Here is a 20,338-nt window from a genome sequence, read left to right on the forward strand (position 1 = left end):
TTGCGCCGCTGTTGGGCGCGCGTTGGGCTACGCTGCCGATCGCATTGGGCCACCAGGGGGCAGGAATGAACGTGTCGGGGGCGGTGATGGCCGTGGTACTGGCAGTGCAGGGTGCAGGCGCCCCGGTCGACAAGGGGCTGGATCTGGCCGGGACCTACGGCAATGTCTGCGTGCACCCGGATAGTGGCGACATGTTGGGTATCGAGCTGTTCTTTCCCGGCGCGGCCGACCCGGGACACGCCCGGCTATGGCATTACGAAGGCGCCGCCTTGGCGCCGGAGCGTCTGGTCATGGGCACGCGCGGTGCGGCGGTGTACCTGTACGCCAGCGACGGCACTGCGGTGATGGTGGTACGCCGGCAGGGGGCGGCCCTGCAGGTGACCCACCTGGCGGGCTCGCAGGCGTCCTCCGGTGGTGCTCGGGAGACCTTGGTGGCGGTGACGCGGCGTGGCGGCGACGGCACCCGGCCGGTATGCCGCTAGCGGCGGGACCGCCCGAACGCAGAACGCCGCGATCTCTCGCGGCGTTCCGGGGTACCCAACCTTCGGCTGCCGTCAGCCCAGCAGCTTGCGCACCTTGTTCAGCGCCACGATGAAGCGCTCGACCTCATCGTGCGTGTTGTAGAACGCCAGCGATGCGCGGCAGGCAGCGGCCACGCCGTAGTACTGCAGCAGCGGGTGCGCGCAATGCTGGCCCGAGCGCACGGCCACGCCTTCCAGGTCCAGCAGGGTAGCCAGGTCGTGCGAGTGGGCGCCTTCGATCAGGAACGACACCACCGCCGCCTTGTCCGGCGTGGTACCGAAGATGCGCAGGCCATCGATCTTGCCCAGCTCTTCGTTGAAGTGCGCCAGCAGCTCGGTTTCGCGTGTTTCCACGTGGTCCAGGCCGAGCGATTCGAGGTAGTCCACCGCCACGCCCAGGCCGATGAAACCGGCGATGTTCGGGGTGCCGGCCTCGAACTTGTGCGGGGCATCGTTGAACACGGTGCCCTCGAAGCTCACTTCCTTGATCATCTCGCCGCCCCCGATGAACGGCGGCATCGCGTCGAGGTGCTCGCGGCGTGCCCACAGTGCGCCGGTGCCGGTGGGGCCACACATCTTGTGCCCGGTGATGGCATAGAAGTCACAGCCGATCGCGGCCACGTCCACCTTGCGGTGCGGCACGGCCTGCGAGCCGTCCACCACGGTGACGATGCCGCGCTTGCGCGCTTCCCGGCAGATCTCACGCACCGGGTTGACCGTACCCAGCACGTTGGACACGTGCGCCACGGCGAGCAGCTTGACCTCGGCGGTCATCGCACGGCGCAGCGCGTCCAGATCGAGCGCGCCGTCAGGGGTGATCTCGGCCACGCGGATCGTGGCACCGGTGCGCTCGGCCACCAGCTGCCACGGCACGATGTTGGCATGGTGCTCCATCCGCGACACCAGGATCACATCACCGGCCTTCAACCGCGGCAACGCCCACGAATAGGCCACCAGGTTGAGCGCGAAGGTGGTGCCGCTGCACAGCACCAGTTCGCTGGCGCGCACGTTGAGGAAGCGTGCCAGCTTGGTCCGCGCGCCTTCGTAGGCATCGGTGGCCTCGGTGCCCAGCGCATGCACCGCGCGGCTGACGTTGGCGTTGTAGCGGCGGTAGAACTCATCCACCGCGCCAATGACCTGCACCGGCTTCTGGCCGGTGTTGGCATTGTCGAAGTACACCAGCGGCTTGCCGTGCACTTCGCGCATCAACAGCGGGAAGTCCAGGCGGGCGCGGTCCCAGTCCGGGGCCACCGCGGTATCGGGGGCCGGGCGCGCGGTGGAGAGGTTCATGCCACGCCTGCCTGGGCCAGGGCGATGTCGAGCTGGCGGCGCAGCTGTTCGGTCAGGCGGGCGTCCAGCGCGTTCAGCGGTTCATGGCAGAACGCCGCACTGAGCAGCTGCTGGGCCTGGTCGGCGGCCAACCCGCGCGAGCGCAGGTAGAACAGGGCGTTGGCATCGAGCTGGCCGACGGTCGCGCCGTGGGCGGCCTTCACTTCATCAGCGTCGATCACCAGCGTGGGCTGGGTGTCGATCTCCGCGTCGGCCGACAGCAGCAGGTTCTTGTTGGACAGGTTGGCATCGGTGCCATCGGCGCCGGCGCGGATGTGGATGCCACCATGGAACACCACGCGGCTGCGGTTGGCCGCGACGCCGCGCCAGACCATTTCCGAGGACGTGTCGCGCGCGATGTGCTCGATGCCCAGGCGGGTATCGATATGGCGGCGGCCATTGCCCAGCAACACGCCGTTGGCGGTGAGCTGGGCGCTGTCGCCTTCCAGGCGCACGTTGAGCTCGTGGCGGCTCAATGCGGCGCCCAGTTCCAGGTCGATGCGGCGGTACTGCGCGTTACGCGCGAGCACGGCATCGGTGCGCAGCAGGGTGGTGGCGCGCCCGCTGTCGGCCTGCACGCGGGCGTGCGAGAGCACGGCGTCCTGGGCGAGGTGCACGTGGACCAGGGTGTTGCCCAGGTGCGCGGCATCGCCCACATGCAGGTGGTGTTCGACCACGCCGAGCGCAGCGCCGGCGCGCAGTTCGATCAGGTGGCGATGGTGCCAGGACAGGTCGGTCTCGCCGGCCACGCTGATGAAGACCAGCTGCAGCGGCAGTTCGACCTGTGCACCATCTTCCACGCGCACCACCACGCCTTCATCGGCGAGGGCGGCGTTGAGGCGGGCGAACACTTCGTCGCTGCGCTCGAAACGGCGGCCGAGAAAGCGCAGGGCGTCGTCGCCGGCGGACAGCGCCGAGGACAGGGTCTGCAGCTGGATGCCGGCCGGCAGCGCGGCCACATCGCTCAGTGCGTGCGACGGACGGCCGTTGACGAACACCAGGCGCGGCGACGGAATGTCGGCCAGCAGCGCGGCGTCGACGTCGGTGGCAGCCAGCGGTGCCGGGCTGAAGCTGCGGCGTTCCAGCTGGCGCAGCGAGGTGTACTTCCAGGCTTCGGTACGTGGGCCGGGCAGGCCGGCCTGCAGGGCGGCGTCCAGTTCGGCGCGGCGCGCGTCGCTGCCGCAGAAGCCGCTGGCGAGGGAATCGAGCAGGGCGCTCATCAGACCGCTGCCTCCGGCACCACGCGGTCCTTCAGGAAGTGGTAGCCGTGGGCTTCCAGTTCCAGGGCCAGTTCCGGGCCGCCGGTCTGCACGATCTTGCCGTCGGCCAGCACATGCACCACGTCCGGCTTGATGTAGTCGAGCAGGCGCTGGTAGTGGGTGATGACAATGAACGAACGGTCCGGCGAGCGCAGCGCGTTGACGCCGTCGGCCACGCTCTTGAGCGCGTCGATGTCCAGGCCCGAATCGGTTTCATCCAGGATCGCCAGCTTGGGTTCAAGCACGGCCAGCTGGAAGATCTCGTTGCGCTTCTTCTCGCCACCGGAGAAGCCTTCGTTGACACCCCGGTGCAGCAGTTCGTCCTTCAGGTGCAGCACGGCCAGCTTCTGGCGCACCAGCTTGAGGAACTGCATCGAATCCAGTTCCTCTTCGCCGCGCGCCTTGCGCTGGGCGTTGAGCGCGGCGCGCAGGAAGTAGGTGTTGTTGACGCCGGGGATTTCCACCGGGTACTGGAAGGCCAGGAACAGACCGGCGGCGGCGCGTTCCTCCGGCGCCAGCTCGAGCAGGTCACGGCCTTCGAACTGCACGCTGCCCTCGCTCACGTCATAGCCGTCGCGGCCGGCCAGCACGTTGCCCAGGGTGGACTTGCCGGCGCCGTTGGGGCCCATGATGGCGTGCACCTGGCCGGGCTTCACGTCCAGCGAGAGGCCCTTGAGGATTTCCTTGTCGCCGATGCGGGCGTGGAGGTTGTCGATCTTCAGCATGATACGAATCCGGTGTAGAGCCACGCCATGCGTGGCTGAAAAATTCAAACGAAGGCGGCTGTCGGGTTAACCCACAGACCCTTCCAGCGACACTTCCAGCAGCTTCTTGGCTTCCACCGCGAACTCCATCGGCAGCTCGCGGAAGACCTGCTTGCAGAAGCCGTCGACGATCATCGACACCGCGTTTTCCTGGTCGATGCCGCGGGCGCGGCAATAGAACAGCTGGTCGTCGGAGATCTTGGAGGTGGTGGCCTCGTGCTCCACCGTCGCACTCGGGTTCTTGACCTCGATGTACGGGAAGGTGTGCGCGCCGGAGGTCTTGCCGATCAGCAGCGAGTCGCACTGGGTGTAGTTGCGCGCGCCGTCGGCGTTGCGGTCCACCTTGACCAGGCCACGGTAGGTGTTCTGGCCACGCCCGGCGCTGATGCCCTTGCTGACGATCTTGCTCTTGGTGCGCTTGCCGATGTGGATCATCTTGGTGCCGGTGTCGGCCTGCTGGCGATGATGGGTCAGCGCCACCGAGTGGAACTCGCCCACCGAGTCGTCGCCCAGCAGCACGCAGGACGGGTACTTCCAGGTGATCGCCGAACCGGTTTCCACCTGGGTCCAGGTGACCTTGCTGCGCGCGCCCCGGCATTCGGCACGCTTGGTGACGAAGTTGTAGATGCCGCCCACGCCGTTCTCGTCGCCGGGGTACCAGTTCTGCACCGTGGAATACTTGATCTCGGCATCTTCCAGCGCCACCAGCTCGACCACCGCGGCGTGCAGCTGGTTCTCATCGCGCATCGGCGCGGTGCAGCCTTCCAGGTAGGACACGTACGCCTTGTCCTCGCAGATGATCAGGGTGCGCTCGAACTGGCCGGTGTGGCCGGCGTTGATGCGGAAGTAGGTGCTCAGTTCCATCGGGCAACGCACGCCCTTGGGGATGAACACGAAACTGCCGTCGGAGAACACCGCCGAATTCAACGCGGCAAAGTAGTTGTCGCCGACCGGCACCACGGTGCCCAGGTACTGTTTGACCAGTTCCGGGTGCTCCTTGATGGCTTCGGACATCGAGCAGAAGATCACGCCCTTTTCGGCCAGTTCCTTGCGGAAGGTGGTGCCCACCGAAACCGAGTCGAACACCGCATCCACGGCCACGCCGGCCAGCTTGGCGCGCTCGTGCAGCGGCACGCCCAGCTTGTCGTAGGTGTCCAGCAGTTCCTTGGGCACGTCGTCCAGCGAGGCGTACTTCGGGCCCTTCGGCGCGGAGTAGTAGCTCAGCGACTGCAGGTCGATCGGGGCGATCTGCAGCTTGGCCCAGTTCGGCATCGGCATGGTCAGGAAGTGGCGGTAGGCGTCCAGGCGCCACTGCGTCATCCATTCCGGCTCGTCCTTCTTGGCCGACAGGGCACGAATGGTGTCCTCGTCCAGGCCAGGCGGCAGCGAGTCCGATTCGATATCGGTGATGAAGCCGGCCGAATACTTGCGGCCAAGCTGCTCGTGGATCTCGCGGTTGGGGGTATCGCCGGTGGCGACGGTGTCGAGGATATCGGTGGCCATGGGGGCTGCCTGTGGATCAGGAGACGACATCGGCCGCGATCACGCGGCGCGAAGCATCAACAAGGGGAAGAGGGGGCAGGATCTGCGCCAGGCTGACCGCGCGCAGTGCTTCGGACACCACGTCGTTGATCAGCCGCCAGCTGCTGCGCGCGCCGCATTGCATCTCGCGGCCGCACTGGCTGTGCTCGTGGGCGCACTCGGTCAGGCCCAGCGGGCCCTCCATGGCTTCCACGATCTCGAACAGGGTGATCTGCTCGGCCGGGCGGGTCAGGCGGTAACCGCCGCGCACGCCGCGCAGGCCTTCAACCAGCCCGGCCTGGGCCAGCGGCTTGAGCAGCTTGCTGACGGTGGGCGGCTCAAGGCTGGCGAACTCGGCCAGTTCGGTCGCACTGAGCACTTCGCCCGGGCGGGCGGCGAGCACGGTCAGCACGACGGTGGCGTAATCGGTGAGTTTGGTGACGCGGAGCATGGGGAGGGTTGAACCGTAAAGCGGACTGAAATTGTACGCTTTTCTCCGCGGGCATCCAACCCACCCCGTTCAGGGGCGATCCCGGGGGATGCTGCAGGGGCTGGGCATCGCGTGGCTTTGGCAATCACAAAGATTAAGCGAGAATCGTTGCCTACCTTCCGCAACGGCCAGCCACATGCCCAAGAAGATCCAAGCCCGCAAGTCCTCCATCCACGGCAACGGCGTGTTTGCGCTGGCGCCGATCAAGCAGGGCGAGCGGGTCATCCAGTACAAGGGGTTGCTGCGCAGCCACGCCGATGTGGATGCCGATGATACCGGGGACGTCGAGAGCGGGCACACCTTCCTGTTCACCCTGAACGACGATTACGTCATCGATGCCAACTACAAGGGCAACGACGCGCGCTGGTTGAACCACAGCTGCGACCCGAACTGCGAGGCGGTGATCGAGGAAGCCGAGGGTGACAACCGCCGCGAGGACAAGGTGTTCATCGAGGCGATCAAGGACATCAAGCCGGGCGACGAGCTGACCTACAACTACGGCATCACCCTGGCCGAGCGCCACACGGCGCGCCTGAAGAAGATCTGGGAGTGCCGCTGCGGGTCGAAGAAGTGCACCGGGACGATGCTGCAGCCCAAGCGCTGATCCGGCGGCGTGCACGGGGTGCCGGTGGCTGCCGGCACTGCCCACGCGCCCTGCACATGCTGGTCACTGCTGCTCAATGCGTGGCGCGGCAGACTGAAGGCTCCTTTCTACCGGAGCCTCTCCATGGCACACGCACTCGACGGCAAGAAGGTGGCGATCCTGGCCACCGACGGTTTTGAACAGTCCGAACTGCAGGAGCCCAAGCGCCTGTTGGAAACGTGGGGCGCCACGGTGACAGTGATCGCCCCCGGCGATGCCAGCCAGATCCGCGGCTGGAAGGGCAAGGACTGGGGCGAATCGGTGGCGGTGGATCAGGCGCTGGCCGCGGCCAAGCCCGACACGTACCACGCACTGGTGCTGCCGGGCGGGGTGATCAACCCCGACAAGCTGCGCATCGATACGCAGGCCGTGGACTTCATCAAGGCATTTGGCGCAGCGGGCAAGCCGGTCGCGGCGATCTGCCATGGCCCGTGGCTGCTGGTGGAGTCGGGGTTGGCCAAGGGCCACGCGGTTACCTCGTGGCCGTCGCTGAAAACCGACCTCACCAACGCCGGCGCGCAGTGGCGCGATGCCGAGGTAGTGGTGGACGGCAACCTGATCACCAGCCGCAAGCCGGATGACATTCCGGCGTTCGCCGACGCGGTGGCCAAGGCACTGGCCGGCTGATCGGGGCGGGGCCAATGCGGTGTGCACCGACCTGATGCGTACCGACGTGATGGGTACCGACCAACGGTCGGTACCTACCGGTGTCTGCTGCGCACCGATCATCCAGTAGGCACCGACCGTTGGTCGGTGCACGCGCCCATCAACGCCGCGGCATGGACCCCCCGGGTAGGCACCGACCGTTGGTCGGTGCGCTCCCGCATCATTTGCCCAGCATGCCCGCCGGGACCAGCTTGCCCAGATCCTGGTTGAACGTCACCACCAGCTTGCCGTTCTCCACCTGCGCCGATTGGACCTGGAGCGCGCCAAGCACGCTGGCCACGGTGGGGTCGATCTTGTAGATCGGCTCGCGCCGCGCATAGTCGGTCAGCCAGGCATTGAGCAGGCTGCGCGTGCGCGAATCCAGGCGTCCACCGTTGGTGGCCGGGGTGAAGTCGTCCACCGTCGGCTGGTCCAGGTGGAAGCCCTGGGTCTGTGCGTCGTAGCGCAGGCCACTGCTCAACTTCACCTTGCCCAGCGCGGCCGGCGCGCTGCCGGCGGTGGCCATGGCGATATCGAAGCCCAGATCCAGGCGGTTGCCCTGTGGCAGGGCCAGTTGCGGATGGCTCATGGTCATGGCGATCAGCCCGCCGAGCGCATCCTGGGTGCGTGGGAAGCTGCCGTCCAGGTACTGCTGCACGTCGCTGGCGCCCACCGACAACTGGCGGCCGGACACGCTGGGTGCGGCTTGCGCACCGACTGCGGCGGCGATCAGCACCGTGCATGCGGCGATGCGGGACAACAGCGGGCGTGCGTTCATGGGGCGGGCCGTAGCTAAGGGGGAAGCGCCAACGATAGCGCTTCCGGCTGAATCCAGCTTGGATGCCGCGCCGCCGCTGCAGGGTGGTTGCCGGGCAGTCAGTCCAGCACGGGCTGTACCGACGCGCCGTGGATTTCCCAGCCGCTTGCGTCGGGGCGTGGCTGCAGGCGATACCCGCCCTGGTACCGCAGGGGGCCATCGGCGGTCATCACGCGGATCCGCACCGGAACCTCGCGCAGGCGCGAGGGCTGGGCCTGGTCGCGGGCGATGGGGACCTCGGTGTCCATGCGCAGGCTGAGCACACGCGACGGTTCGGGTTGGGAAAGCAGTTGGCGCAGCACCGCGTCATCGGCATGGCTGGCGGTGCGGCCCCCACTCCAGAACGCATCGGCGGCGGCGTGGTCGCCGCGCGCGAGTGCATTCAGGTAGTGGCGCACCACGATGCCTTCATCCTCGGCACCCGCTGCCACGGCGCTCAGCGGCGCGGGCGCGAGCGGAGCGACGGTGGCGGCATTGGTACTGCCGGTCGCTTCGGCGCCCGCGGTCGCTGCCGTCGCGGCAGCGCCAGGCGCGTCGGCGGCGGGGTGACGCTCGCAGGAGCAACCGCCCAGCAGCAGCGGCAACAGGATCACGGCACGACGCATGCGGGTACTCCCCCAGGTGAAGGGCAGAGTGTAGCGGTCGGTGGCGCGCTCAGGGCGCCTGCTGGATCGCCTGCAGGGCCGTGAGCACTTCGCCGAGCTGCGGCTGCAGGACGCTCAACGGATGGCCCGGTTCGTGCGCGTGGCGCTGGGCCAGGTCGTGCAGCAGCTGGGTGGCCACGATGGCGGCCGCGCGCTCGTCACCGCTCAGGCCGGTCTGGCGCCGTGCGATTTCCATCAGGCGCATCCAGTCCTGCTGCGCGCGATGTTCCAGTTCGATCGTGCAGCGTCCGCTGCACTGCAACCCGTCCTTCTCGATCGGGGTAACGGTAATGCGATAGCGCTGGGAGGGGCTGGTCATGGCGGCTGGCGTTGGGGGGACGAAACCACCATAGGCGTGCCGGCGGCCGGGGGCGACGGGCGCGGCCGCACGCAGTGTTCCACCGCGCGCGTTCCACGCTGGCGCTGTCGGCCGGAGATGGCCGTGGGTGCAGCGTTTGCGCGCGACGCGGGCGCATCCTCCCCAATTGGCAACGCTGTGTTTCGCAGCCCCTGTGGTCGAGCGTCGGCGGGCGGCCCAAAAAAGAACGGGACGGCCAAGGCCGTCCCGTCCGGGTGCTGCAGGAAACGCGCTGGTTACAGCGCAGCGTCCTTGAGCTTCTTGAGCGGACGCACCTTCAGCTTGGTGGAAGCCGGCTTGGCGGCAAACCACTGCTCTTCCTTGGTGAACGGATTGATCCCCTTGCGCTTCGGCTTGGCCGCAACGCTGACGGTGGTGATCTTCAGCAGGCCCGGCAGGGTGAAGCTGCCCGCGCCCTTCTTGTGCACCGAAGCGGCGACGGCGCCTTCCAGCGAGGCGAGCACGGCGCGCACGTCCTTGGCGACAACGCCGGACGTTTCAACGATGTGTGCAACCAGACCAGACTTGCTCAGTACGTCCTTGATCGGCTTGGGAGCGGCCGGCTTGGCGGCTGCCTTGGTAGCGACTTTCTTTACTGCCTTCTTCGGGGCAGCCTTCTTAGCGGTCTTTGCCATGGTTTCCTGTTCCGTGAACGGTTGGTTGTTTGGTCGCGCCGAACCCGGTCGGCAAGCGAAATGTAGGCCAACCAGGCGGCGCCGCCAATAGGCAATCGCATAAAAGTTCGCGATTTCCTGCCTGCCGGTTACTGCAGTGCATCAGCACATGCCCGAAAAACAGGGCGGGCGATCACCCCGGTGGCCTCGGCCAGGATCGTCAGGATGCCCGTCGGTTTGCTCCAAACCCCTTGAAAACAGCGGTTTTCTCGCCGCCATGCGGCACTGCGACCGGGCCCGGGTGAGCGCCCGCGATGGGCGCGGCCGCCGGACCGACGCCGTGCTAACGCCGCCTCGTCCATGCTGGTCCTGCCATTCATCCGCAGGAGACACACCGATGGGTATTTCGCGTCATGCCACCGCGCACTGGGAAGGTGACCTCAAGACAGGCAAGGGACAATTGAGCACGCCGCAGAGCGGCCTGCTGGACAAGACCCGCTATGCCTTCAGCAGCCGCTTTGGCGATGAGAAGGGCACCAACCCGGAAGAACTGATCGCCGCCGCGCACGCCGGCTGCTTCACCATGGCGCTGTCGGCCAAACTCACCGAGGCCGGGTTCGTGCCGACCTCGCTGGACACCGAAGCCAAGGTGGACCTTTCCATGGAAGGCGGCCCGCAGCTGTCGCAGATCACCTTGAAGGTGAAGGCCGTGGTGCCCAACATCGACGCCACCCAGTTCCGGGCGATCGCCGATGACGCCAAGCAGAACTGCCCGGTGTCCAAGGCACTGAGTGCGGTGCCGATCAGCCTGGAAGCCGAACTGGCCTAACGGCCGACGGGTGCTTCAGGGGTGCCGGCCAATGGCCGGCACCCGCAGCGCGGCGGTATCTGCGGGGCAGGCCGCAGCCGGTGTTACCAGTCCAGCGTGCCGCGGATGACTGTCTGCACCTGGCCACCCGACCACACATCACCGTTGGCATCGATGTGCAGGCTGAGCCGCGCATCGTGGCCCACTTCGCGGCCCTGGCTCACCACATAGCGGCGTCCTGCGCCGGGCAGTGCATCGCGGCTGTCCAGCCACGCGGCCAGTACCGCGTTGGCGGCCCCGGAGGCGGCGTCCTCGAAGCGACGGCCGTTGCCGACGAACGCACGCACCGCCAGGTCCCATGACGCGCCCGTGCTGCGCGCATAGGCGAACACGCCCATGCTGTCGGTGCTCTCGGCCAGCGCGGCGATCACGTCCCAGTCCGGCCGCAGCGCACGCAGCGTGGCCTCATCGCGCAGTTCCACCACCCACCAGCTGCGCCCACCGGCCATCCGCGCCGGCGGCAATGCGCCCAGCGACCAGCCGGCCAGGGCGGCCTGCAGGCGCGGGTCATCCGGCTGCGCCACCTCGGCCACGCTGGCGCGCGGGGTGCGGATGGCGATGGTGCGGGCCGCGCCCGTGCCGTCCACCTGCAAGGGCAGGGTGCCGGCGATGCCGTCCTGCACCAGCACGCCGTCCACCGGCGCTGCCACGGCCTCCTCCAGCACCGCATGCGCGGTGCCCACGCTGGGGTGGCCGGCGAAGGGCACTTCCTTCTGCGGGCTGAACATGCGCAGGCGGTAGCTGCTGCCCGGCGCTTCCGGCGCGAACACGAAGGTCGTCTCCGGCAGTCGGGTCCAGCGGGCAATGGCCTGCATCGCCGCCTCGTCCAGGCCTTCGGCATCCAGCACCACCGCCAGGGGGTTGCCGGCGCCGGGGTAGGGGGAAAACACGTCCAACTGCAGGAAACGGCGGGAAGTCATGGCGTCAGGGTCTGCGAAACGGTCGGGCAGCTTACCAATCCGGGACGGCCCCGGGCCCGCCTTCGGCGCGGACCAGGTGCCCGCGCAGGCCCTGCCGGGGCCGGGCTTGGCATAGAATCGGGAGTTCGGCCGGTGTGCCGGGCGAATCCCCCCCCTCACTACGAAACCCTCTTTACTTCCATGTCAGCTTCCCCCCTTGTCGATCGTTGGATCGTACTGAAGTTCGGCGGCACCTCCGTGTCGCGTCGTCACCGCTGGGACACGATCGGGAAGCTGGCGAAAAAACGTGCGGAAGAGACCGGCGCGCGCGTGCTGGTGGTGGTGTCGGCGTTGTCCGGGGTCACCAATGAACTGACCGCCATTGCCGACGGCGCCGCCGACAGCCGTGCCCGCGTGGACGCGCTGGTGGCCCGCCACCGCGAGTTCCTGGTCGAGCTGGCGCTGGACGCCACCGCGCTGGATGAACGCCTGGCCGGCTTGTCCGGGCTGCTCGACGACCCGCGCGCGGCCAGCCGCCCGCTGGACTGGCAGGCCGACGTGCTGGGCCAGGGCGAGCTGCTGTCTTCCACCGTGGGCGCGGCCTACCTGCATGCCAGCGGCCTGGACTTCGGCTGGATGGACGCGCGTCAGTGGCTGGATGCGCTGCCGCCGCAGCCCAACCAGAGCGACTGGTCCCAGCGGCTGTCGGTGAACTGCCAGTGGCGCGCCGATGCCGACTGGGCCGCGCGTTTCCGCGCCCAGCCCACGCGCATGCTGATCACCCAGGGCTTCATTTCGCGGCACGCCGATGGCGGCACCGCCATTCTCGGCCGCGGCGGCTCGGACACTTCGGCGGCGTACTTCGGCGCGCTGCTCGGGGCCAGCCGCGTGGAGATCTGGACCGACGTGCCGGGCATGTTCAGCGCCAATCCGCGCGACGTGCCCGATGCGCGCCTGCTGACCCGCCTGGACTATTACGAAGCCCAGGAAATCGCCACCACCGGCGCCAAGGTGCTGCACCCGCGCTCGATCAAGCCGTGCCGCGACGCCGGCGTGCCGATGGCCATCCTGGACACCGAACGCCCGGAGCTGCCGGGCACCAGCATCGACGGCAATGCCGCGCCGGTGCCGGGGGTGAAGGCGATCAGCCGCCGCAACGGCATCGTGCTGGTGTCCATGGAAGGCATCGGCATGTGGCAGCAGGTCGGCTTCCTGGCCGACGTGTTCGGGCTGTTCAAGAAGCACGGGCTGTCGGTGGACCTGATCGGTTCGGCCGAAACCAACGTCACCGTGTCGCTGGACCCGTCCGAGAACCTGGTCAACACCGACGTGCTGGCTGCGCTGTCGGCGGACCTGTCGCAGATCTGCAAGGTCAAGATCATCGTGCCGTGCGCGGCGATCACCCTGGTCGGGCGCGGCATGCGTTCGCTGCTGCACAAGCTGTCGGACGTGTGGGCCACGTTCGGGCGCGAGCGCGTGCACATGATTTCGCAGTCGTCCAACGACCTCAACCTGACCTTCGTCATCGATGAAGCCGACGCCGATGGGCTGCTGCCGATCCTGCACGCCGAGCTGATCGACAGCGGTGCGATGCCGGTGGAAGAGGGCGAAGTGTTCGGCCCGCGCTGGCGCGAGATCGCCGGCACCGTGCGCCCGCGCGAAACCGCCTGGTGGCGGGGCCAGCGTGCCCACCTGCTGACGCTCGCCCAGGCCGGTACACCGCGCTACGTGTACAACCTGCCCACGGTGCGGGCGCGTGCGCGCGCGCTGACTGCGATCAAGGCCATCGACCAGCGCTACTACGCGATCAAGGCCAATTCGCACCCGGCCATCCTGGAAGTGCTGGAGCAGGAAGGCTTCGGCCTGGAGTGCGTGTCGCACGGCGAGCTCAAGCACGTGTTCAACACGCTGCCCACGCTGTCGCCCCGGCGCGTGCTGTTCACCCCCAGCTTCGCCCCGCGCGCCGAGTACGACGCCGCGTTCGCGCTGGGTGTCACCGTTACCGTGGACAACGTGGAAGCGCTGCAGCGTTGGCCGGACCTGTTCCGCAACCGCGAGCTGTGGCTGCGGGTGGACCTGGGCCGTGGCGAAGGCCACCACGCCAAGGTCCGTACCGGCGGCAAGGACTCCAAGTTCGGCCTGCCGATCGCCCGCGTGGACGAGTTCGTGCGCCTGGCCACCGAGCTGGGCACCCGCGTGGTGGGCCTGCATGCGCACCTGGGCAGTGGCGTGGAAACCGCGCAGCACTGGCGCCTGATGTGCGATGAGCTGGCCGGCTTCGCGCGGCGCATCGGCAGCGTGGAAACCATCGACATTGGCGGTGGCCTGCCCATTCCCTACAGCGCCGACGACGAGCCGTTCGACCTGGACGCCTGGGCCGTTGGCCTGGCCGAGGTCAAGGCGGTGCACCCGGCGTTCCGGCTGGCGATCGAACCGGGTCGCTACCTGGTGGCCGAATCGGGCGTGCTGCTGGCCACGGCCACCCAGGTGATCGAAAAGGACGGCGTGCGCCGCGTGGGCCTGGATGCCGGCATGAACACGTTGATGCGCCCGGCCCTGTATGACGCCTGGCACGACATCGAGAACCTGAGCCGGCTCGGCGGCTACGCCGAGGCCGCGTTCGACGTGGTCGGCCCGATCTGCGAGTCCAGCGATGTGTTCGGCAAGCGCCGCAAGCTGCCGGTCTCGACCGCGCCGGACGATGTGATGCTGATCGCCGATGCCGGTGCCTACGGTTACGTCATGGCCAACACCTACAACCAGCGCGAGCTGCCGCGCGAGGACGTCATCGATGACGGTCCTTGACCGCCGCCTGCCGCCCACCCTTGAAGACGCGCCGTGCACACGCACGGCCGCCCTCTGAACCGGATACACCATGACTGCTTTCGATAAACACCAGGTTGCCGTTTTCCGCTTCGTCCGCTGCGATTTCGCCGCGGATACCGGCGTGGCGCAGCTGGTCTATGCCTTCGACGACGGCCCCGAGCTGACCGAGACGGTCACCATTCCCGGCGCGCCGTTCGCGCTGGACGGCGCGCGTGCCGAGGCGGTGCAGCGTGCCCTGCGCCTGCTGCACCTGATTGCCGGCGTGAGCTACTACAAGGCTGGCGTGCCCGACCAGGTCCGCATCGACAGCTACAGCATAGATGCGGCGACCGCAGCGCTGGTCGAGGAGGTCTACCTCAACGGCCTGGGCGAGTTCGCCTACCGCAACGGCCTGAACCTGCGCGGTCGCTTCCGCCTGCCCGTGGACGGCGAGGCGTTCAGCGCGCCGGCGGTGGGCCTGCGCGAACACGCGCTGGTGGCCATTGGCGGCGGCAAGGATTCGCTGGTCAGCATCGAAGCCCTGCGCGGGCTGGGCATTGCCGAAACGGTCACCTGGATCGGCGGTTCGCAGTTGATCCGCGCCTGCGCCGAACGTACCGGCCTGCCCACCTTGAACATCGGCCGCGCGCTGGCCCCGGAACTGTTTGACCTGAACCGCCAGGGCGCGTGGAACGGGCATATCCCGGTGACCGCGGTGAACTCGGCGATCATGGTGCTGGCCGCGCTGCTGCAGGGCGTGGACCAGGTGGTGTTCTCCAACGAGCGCTCGGCCAGCTACGGCAGCCAGATTCCCGGCACCGGCGAGGTGAACCACCAGTGGTCCAAGGGCTGGGCGTTCGAGCAGGCGTTCGGGGAATACCTGGAGCAGCACGTGGCCGCCGACCTGCATTACTACTCGCTGCTGCGCCCGCTGTCGGAACTGGCGGTAGCGCGGCAGTTCGCCAAGAGCGATGTCTACGACGCGCACTTCTCCAGCTGCAACCGCAACTTCCACATCCTGGGCGAGCGCCCGGTGAACCGCTGGTGCGGGGTCTGCCCGAAGTGCCACTTCGTGTTCCTGGCGCTGGCCCCGTTCATGCCCAAGACCCGCCTGGTGGCGATCTTCGGCCGCAACCTGCTGGACGATCCGGAGCAGGCCGGCGGCTTCGATGCGCTGCTGGAATTCCAGGACCACAAGCCGTTCGAATGCGTGGGCGAAGGCCGCGAATCGCGCGCGGCGATGGCTACCCTGGCGGCGCGCCCGGAGTGGGCCGAAGATGCGCTGGTGAAGCGTTTCGTCAGCGAGATCCAGCCGCAGCTGGACAGCACCGAGCTGGGCATCGCGCCGTTGCTGGTGCTGGAAGGCGAGCACCGCATCCCGGCGTCGATCTGGGAGCGCCTGCGTGCGAATTTCGCAGCTTGAGGGCAAGCGCGTTGCGTTGTGGGGGTGGGGACGGGAAGGGCGCGCCGCCTTCGGCGTGCTGCAGCAGCGGCTGCCGTCGCTGCCGCTGACCCTGTTCTGCCCGGAGGCCGAGGCGGCGGCTGTGCGCGCGGAAACCGCCGGCGCGTTGGCCGTGCGTTCGGACGTGACCGGGGCGGCATTGGCCGCGTTCGAGGTGGTGATCAAATCGCCGGGCATCAGCCCGTATGGCGAGGCGGCCCTGCACGCCACGGCGGCGGGCACGCAGTTCATCGGCGGCACCTCGTTGTGGTTTGCCGAGCACGCCGCGGCCGATGGCACCGTGCAGGACACCGTGTGCGTGACCGGCACCAAGGGCAAGAGCACCACCACTTCGCTGCTGGCGCACCTGCTGCGCGCGTCCGGCGCGCGCACCGCGCTGGTGGGCAATATCGGCCTGCCGTTGCTGGAAGTGCTGGACCCGCAGCCGGCCCCGCAGTACTGGGCGGTGGAGCTGTCCAGCTACCAGACCGGCGAGGTCGCGCGCAGTGGCGCGCACCCGCAGGTGGCGATCGTGCTCAACCTGTTTCCCGAACACCTCGACTGGCACGGCAGCGAAGCGCGCTACATCGCCGACAAGCTGCGCCTGGTGACTGAAGCGCAGCCGCGCATCGCCGTGCTCAATGCCGCCGATCCGCACCTGGCCGCGTTGTCGCTGCCGAACAGCCAGGTGGTGTGGTTCAACCAGCCGCAGGGCTGGCACATGCGGGGCGAGGTGGTGTATCGCGGCGAACACGCGGTATTCGATACCGCCAACACGCCTCTGCCCGGGCGGCACAACCGCGGGAACCTGTGCGCGGTGCTGGCCGCGCTGGAGGCCCTGGGGCTGGATGCAGCGGCGCTGGCACCTGCCGTGCAGGACTTCCGCCCGCTGCCCAATCGCCTGCAGACCGTGGGTACGCGTGATGGCCTGACGTTCGTCAACGATTCCATCAGCACCACGCCGCACGCCAGCCTGGCCGCGCTGGACTGTTTTGCCGGGCAGCGCATCGCGCTGCTGGTGGGCGGGCACGACCGCGGCCTGGACTGGCAGGACTTCGTGCAGCACATGGCCCACGACATGCCGCCGGTGGAGATCATCACGATGGGGGCCAACGGGCCGCGCATCCATGCGCTGCTGCAACCACTGGCCGATGCCGGCCGCTTCGGGCTGCATGCGGCGGCTGACCTGGCCGAGGCGATGCAGCTGGCCCGCACCGCACTTGGCGTGCAGGGCGGGGTGGTGTTGATGTCGCCGGGCGCGCCCAGCTACGGGGTGTACCAAGACTACGTCGCACGCGGCCGCCACTTCGCCGCACTGGCCGGGTTCGACCCGGAGGCGATCACCGCCATCGCCGGCATCGGCATCGCGTAGAGCCGACCGTTGGTCGGCTGCGGTCGCGCTTGCCCGTTCCGTCGCGCCTCAGTGCATCACCCGTCCTGGTCTCCCATGAACAGGTACTCGTCCTCGATCAACTGCGCCAGGTACGCATCAAAGCCCGGTGCGATCACCACATAGCTGTCCGGGTCATGCAGGTAGCGCACTACCTGGCCGACAACGCCGCCGGGCGCGGGATCGAAATCCAGGTACAGCATCGAGGTGCCGCCGTTGTTCACGCAGTGCGCGAAGCACAGGCGCTGGCCCATCGGCAGGTCGGCATCGATGCCGGCGCCGAGGATATCGGCGTCTTCCTCCAGCCATTCCTCGTAGATCGAGCGGATGCTCTCGCCCCAGCTGTCCCACTGGGCGGTGTCTTCGAAGATCTGTTCGATCGACCGCAGGTAGTACGGGTAGCTGCCCAGGTCCGAGCCGAGCATCGGGACACAGACCTCGCCGCCGGGGTAGGCGCGGTAATGGGTGCCATCAATACGGCCCAGCAGGTCCACCAGGCTGTCAGGCACCTGCGGCCAACGGTCACGCAGGCGCTGCCGGTCTGTGGCGCTGGCCCCTTCGGTCCAGGCCCACATGGGGACTTCGTCGTCGGGAAGGCGGGGCACCAGGCCGGTGAGGAAGCGATCGACAAGCGTCATGGCGCAGCAGCCGTGCAGAAGCGGCCGACAAGAGTGCCAGATTTTCGTAGAGCGGGGCTCTGCCCTGCTGCTTTGGATTGCGGACGGTGGGGAACGGCAGCGGGGCAGAGCCCCGCTCTACACGGGGTGTTCGCCCGACCGTCCTACACTCGGGGTTCTTATCCGGAGGAGCAGGCGCATGGTCAGGCAATGGCGGTGGGGAGCGGCGGTGCTGTTGGGGATGGTGGCGCTGCCGGCGATGGCGGCAATGAAGACCCAGCCGGTGGAATGGCAGCTGGACGGCACCACCTTCAGTGGCGTGCTGGTCTATGACGACGGCGACAGCGACAAGCGTCCCGGGCTGGTGATGGTGCCCAACTGGAAGGGCGTCAATGACTCGGCCATCGCCAAGGCCAAGCAGTTGGCCGGCGACGACTACGTGGTGCTGGTGGCCGATGTGTACGGCAAGGGCGTGCGCCCGAAGACCGACGCCGAGGCGGGGCCGGTGGCGACCAAGCTGCGCAACGAGCGCCCCGTGCTGCGGGCGCGCGCGCTGAAGGCCATCGACGTGCTCAAGGCGCAGGCGGGCAAGGCGCCGCTGGATGCGTCGCGGATCGGCGCGGTCGGCTTCTGTTTCGGTGGCACCACCGTGCTGGAAATGGCCCGGGCAGGTGCCCCGCTGGCCGGCGTGGTCAGCCTGCACGGCGGGCTGGGCTCACCGTTGCCGGCCAAGGCCGGTGGCACCCATCCCTCGGTGCTGGTGCTCAATGGCGCCGACGACAAGGGCGTGAGCAAGGACGACATCGCCAGCTTCGAGCAGGAAATGAACGCAGCCAAGGTCGACTGGGAGTTCACCAACTACAGCGGCGCGGTGCATTGCTTCGCCGAGGCCGACGCCAACAGTCCGCCGGGGTGCCTGTACAACGAACGCGCCGCCAAGCGCGCCTGGAAGGCGCTGGACGAATTCTTCGAGGAGCGGTTCGAGACACGACGCCGGTAGAGCCGACCTTTGGTCGGCAAAGGCAAGCGGTAGAGCCGACCGTTGGTCGGCTGCACCGCGCATGGCGCGGTGCATCTATCGGTGATCGTGGTGCTGGGGCGAGGAGCAGCCGACCAACGGTCGGCTCTACGTGTGAGGGGCTACGCTGCCCCGGCCGTCGGCCCGTACGAACGATCCGGTAGAGCCGACCGTTGGTCGGCTGCACCGCGCAGGGCGCGGTGCATCTATCGGTGATCGTGGTGCCGGGGCGAAGGGCAGCCGACCAACGGTCGGCTCTACGTGTGAGGGACTACGCTGCCCGGGCCGTCGGCCCGTACGAACGATTCGGTAGAGCCGACCGTTGGTCGGCTGCACCGCGCAGGGCGCGGTGCATCTATCGGTGATCGTGGTGCTGGGGCCAGGAGCAGCCGACCAACGGTCGGCTCTACGTGTGAGGGACTACGCTGCCCCGGCCGTCGGCCCGTACGAACGATTCGGTAGAGCCGACCGTTGGTCGGCTGCTCCGCGCGGAGCGTGGTGCATCCATCAGGCATCGCGGCGCCGGGAGGAAGGGCAGCCGACCGTCGGCCGGCATGCCCTCCGTCAATGCGAACGCTGCACCGCGTAACGGGCCAGTCCGCGCAGGGCGGCCACGGCATCGTTGTCGGCCAGGCCGTCGAGCGCGCGCTCGGCGGCATCGGCGTATTCCACGGCGCGGGCGCGGCTGTATTCCAGGCCGCCGGTGGCGTGGATGGCGGCCAGCACTTCGGGCATGGCCTCGGCATCGCCGTTCTGCACGATCGCGCGCAGGCGCTCGCGGGTGGTCGCATCGGTATGCGCCATGGCGTGGATCAGCGGCAGTGTGGCCTTGCCTTCGGCCAGGTCGTCGCCGAGGTTCTTGCCCAGTTCGTCGGCGTTGGCCGAGTAATCGAGCACGTCATCGGCAATCTGGAAGGCATAGCCCAGCGCCATGCCGTAGTCGTACAGCGCTTGCTGGGTGGCTTCATCAACGCCGCTGGCCAGCGCGCCCAGGCGGGTGCCGGCCGCGAACAGCACGGCGGTCTTGCGCTCGATCACCCGCAGGTAGGCCGCTTCGTCGGTGTCGGGGTTATGCACGTGCAGCAGCTGCAGCACCTCGCCTTCGGCGATGCGGTTGGTGGTGTCGGCCAGGATCCGCATGACCGGCATGCGGTCCAGTTCGACCATCAGCTGGAAGCTGCGCGAGTACAGGAAGTCGCCCACCAGCACGCTCGGCGCGTTGCCCCACAGGGCATTGGCGGTACTGCGGCCGCGGCGCAGGTTGGATTCGTCCACCACGTCGTCGTGCAGCAGGGTCGAGGTGTGGATGAACTCGATGATCGCCGCCAGCTGGTGGTGTTCCGGCCCGGCCTGGCCCACTGCGTGGCCGGCCAGCATGACCAGCATCGGCCGCAGGCGCTTGCCGCCGGCGGAGATGATGTGGTCGGCGATCTGGTTGATCAGCACGACATCCGAGGACAGTCGGCGGCGAATCAGCGCATCGACGGCGGCCATGTCGGTCGCGGCGAGCGTCTGGATCTGGGGCAGGCCCAGCGCGGGGCGGGTGTCTTCGGTGATGGTCATGCGGTCTGACTTTCAGGCTTGACCTTAATTATAGGCGGTGCCGTCGTGTTTCGCCCGCGAAGGCCGGCCACGACCCACTGGCCGGTGGGCGGGCGGCCATCCGGGGCGCCGAAAGGAGACCGGGTGGGCCGG

At 68.2% G+C, this 20,338-nt stretch carries 20 protein-coding genes; 8 read left to right on the forward strand and 12 right to left on the reverse strand.

The window, feature by feature from the left end; genetic code table 11:
- Nucleotides 1-65 precede the first annotated feature (65 nt).
- The gene (locus GQ674_RS03645) at nt 66-482 is read left to right on the forward strand and encodes a hypothetical protein (protein ID WP_159495989.1); all 417 of its coding nucleotides are present in this window, start codon (nt 66-68) and stop codon (nt 480-482) included.
- 72 nt (nt 483-554) lie between these two features.
- Here GQ674_RS03645 and GQ674_RS03650 read toward each other — a convergent pair whose 3' ends face one another.
- From GQ674_RS03650 to GQ674_RS03670, 5 genes are all read right to left on the reverse strand, one after another.
- Nucleotides 555-1,811 (reverse strand): cysteine desulfurase, encoded by a 1,257-nt coding sequence (locus tag GQ674_RS03650; RefSeq protein ID WP_159495990.1) that lies wholly within the window; start codon nt 1,809-1,811, stop codon nt 555-557.
- Nucleotides 1,808-3,070 (reverse strand): Fe-S cluster assembly protein SufD, encoded by a 1,263-nt coding sequence (gene sufD, locus GQ674_RS03655; protein ID WP_159495991.1) that lies wholly within the window; start codon nt 3,068-3,070, stop codon nt 1,808-1,810. Before sufD ends, GQ674_RS03650 begins: the two co-directional genes overlap by 4 nt.
- Nucleotides 3,070-3,834: a Fe-S cluster assembly ATPase SufC gene (gene sufC / locus GQ674_RS03660; RefSeq protein ID WP_159495992.1), complete on the reverse strand. Its 765-nt coding sequence runs from the start codon at nt 3,832-3,834 to the stop codon at nt 3,070-3,072. The genes sufD and sufC overlap by 1 nt, the downstream gene beginning before the upstream one ends.
- Nucleotides 3,835-3,900: 66 nt before the next feature.
- Nucleotides 3,901-5,376 (reverse strand): Fe-S cluster assembly protein SufB, encoded by a 1,476-nt coding sequence (sufB, locus tag GQ674_RS03665; RefSeq protein ID WP_128095585.1) that lies wholly within the window; start codon nt 5,374-5,376, stop codon nt 3,901-3,903.
- 16 nt (nt 5,377-5,392) lie between these two features.
- Nucleotides 5,393-5,845, reverse strand: coding sequence for an SUF system Fe-S cluster assembly regulator (locus GQ674_RS03670; RefSeq protein WP_038689897.1), 453 nt, complete (start codon nt 5,843-5,845; stop codon nt 5,393-5,395).
- 175 nt (nt 5,846-6,020) lie between these two features.
- Here GQ674_RS03670 and GQ674_RS03675 point away from each other — a divergent pair, with 175 nt between their 5' ends.
- Together GQ674_RS03675 and GQ674_RS03680 are read left to right on the forward strand one after the other, a co-directional pair.
- Entirely contained in the window at nt 6,021-6,488 is a 468-nt protein-coding gene (locus GQ674_RS03675; RefSeq protein WP_038689895.1) for an SET domain-containing protein-lysine N-methyltransferase, read from the forward strand.
- Between the two features lie 123 nt (nt 6,489-6,611).
- A complete protein-coding gene (locus tag GQ674_RS03680) occupies nt 6,612-7,154 on the forward strand; it encodes a type 1 glutamine amidotransferase domain-containing protein (protein ID WP_159495993.1) in 543 nt (180 codons plus the stop codon).
- Nucleotides 7,155-7,353: 199 nt separating this feature from the next.
- On the opposite strand, the gene GQ674_RS03685 is transcribed toward GQ674_RS03680, so the two are convergent.
- The 4 genes from GQ674_RS03685 to GQ674_RS03700 form a co-directional block, all read right to left on the reverse strand.
- Nucleotides 7,354-7,950 (reverse strand): DUF1439 domain-containing protein, encoded by a 597-nt coding sequence (locus GQ674_RS03685; protein WP_159495994.1) that lies wholly within the window; start codon nt 7,948-7,950, stop codon nt 7,354-7,356.
- A 98-nt stretch (nt 7,951-8,048) separates the two neighbouring features.
- Complete coding sequence (locus tag GQ674_RS03690; protein WP_159495995.1) at nt 8,049-8,594, reverse strand: hypothetical protein; 546 nt, start codon at nt 8,592-8,594, stop codon at nt 8,049-8,051.
- Between the two features lie 49 nt (nt 8,595-8,643).
- The gene (locus GQ674_RS03695; protein ID WP_128095580.1) at nt 8,644-8,952 is read right to left on the reverse strand and encodes a DUF3861 family protein; all 309 of its coding nucleotides are present in this window, start codon (nt 8,950-8,952) and stop codon (nt 8,644-8,646) included.
- Between the two features lie 275 nt (nt 8,953-9,227).
- On the reverse strand, nt 9,228-9,626 hold the full coding sequence (locus GQ674_RS03700) for an HU family DNA-binding protein (protein ID WP_038689886.1): 399 nt from the start codon (nt 9,624-9,626) through the stop codon (nt 9,228-9,230).
- 376 nt (nt 9,627-10,002) lie between these two features.
- Here GQ674_RS03700 and GQ674_RS03705 point away from each other — a divergent pair, with 376 nt between their 5' ends.
- Nucleotides 10,003-10,434: an OsmC family protein gene (locus tag GQ674_RS03705; RefSeq protein ID WP_128095581.1), complete on the forward strand. Its 432-nt coding sequence runs from the start codon at nt 10,003-10,005 to the stop codon at nt 10,432-10,434.
- An 83-nt stretch (nt 10,435-10,517) separates the two neighbouring features.
- On the opposite strand, the gene GQ674_RS03710 is transcribed toward GQ674_RS03705, so the two are convergent.
- Nucleotides 10,518-11,393 (reverse strand): PhzF family phenazine biosynthesis protein, encoded by an 876-nt coding sequence (locus GQ674_RS03710; protein WP_159495996.1) that lies wholly within the window; start codon nt 11,391-11,393, stop codon nt 10,518-10,520.
- A 180-nt stretch (nt 11,394-11,573) separates the two neighbouring features.
- Between GQ674_RS03710 and GQ674_RS03715 the strand changes: the two genes are divergently transcribed.
- The 3 genes from GQ674_RS03715 (at nt 11,574) to murD (ending at nt 16,990) form a co-directional block, all read left to right on the forward strand.
- The gene (locus GQ674_RS03715; protein ID WP_159495997.1) at nt 11,574-14,177 is read left to right on the forward strand and encodes a bifunctional aspartate kinase/diaminopimelate decarboxylase; all 2,604 of its coding nucleotides are present in this window, start codon (nt 11,574-11,576) and stop codon (nt 14,175-14,177) included.
- A 70-nt stretch (nt 14,178-14,247) separates the two neighbouring features.
- On the forward strand, nt 14,248-15,600 hold the full coding sequence (gene murL / locus GQ674_RS03720; RefSeq protein WP_159495998.1) for a UDP-N-acetyl-alpha-D-muramoyl-L-alanyl-L-glutamate epimerase: 1,353 nt from the start codon (nt 14,248-14,250) through the stop codon (nt 15,598-15,600).
- Entirely contained in the window at nt 15,581-16,990 is a 1,410-nt protein-coding gene (gene murD / locus GQ674_RS03725) for a UDP-N-acetylmuramoyl-L-alanine--D-glutamate ligase (RefSeq protein WP_159495999.1), read from the forward strand. The genes murL and murD overlap by 20 nt, the downstream gene beginning before the upstream one ends.
- A 56-nt stretch (nt 16,991-17,046) precedes the next feature.
- Here murD and GQ674_RS03730 read toward each other — a convergent pair whose 3' ends face one another.
- Nucleotides 17,047-17,646: an SMI1/KNR4 family protein gene (locus tag GQ674_RS03730; RefSeq protein ID WP_159496000.1), complete on the reverse strand. Its 600-nt coding sequence runs from the start codon at nt 17,644-17,646 to the stop codon at nt 17,047-17,049.
- Nucleotides 17,647-17,824: 178 nt separating this feature from the next.
- Here GQ674_RS03730 and GQ674_RS03735 point away from each other — a divergent pair, with 178 nt between their 5' ends.
- Nucleotides 17,825-18,625, forward strand: a complete 801-nt coding sequence (locus GQ674_RS03735) for a dienelactone hydrolase family protein (protein ID WP_159496001.1) — start codon at nt 17,825-17,827, stop codon at nt 18,623-18,625.
- Nucleotides 18,626-19,207: 582 nt separating this feature from the next.
- Here GQ674_RS03735 and GQ674_RS03740 read toward each other — a convergent pair.
- Complete coding sequence (locus GQ674_RS03740; protein ID WP_159496002.1) at nt 19,208-20,206, reverse strand: polyprenyl synthetase family protein; 999 nt, start codon at nt 20,204-20,206, stop codon at nt 19,208-19,210.
- Nucleotides 20,207-20,338 lie beyond the last annotated feature (132 nt).

The sequence above is a fragment of the Stenotrophomonas sp. 364 genome, assembly GCF_009832905.1.
Lineage (GTDB): Bacteria > Pseudomonadota > Gammaproteobacteria > Xanthomonadales > Xanthomonadaceae > Stenotrophomonas > Stenotrophomonas maltophilia_AP.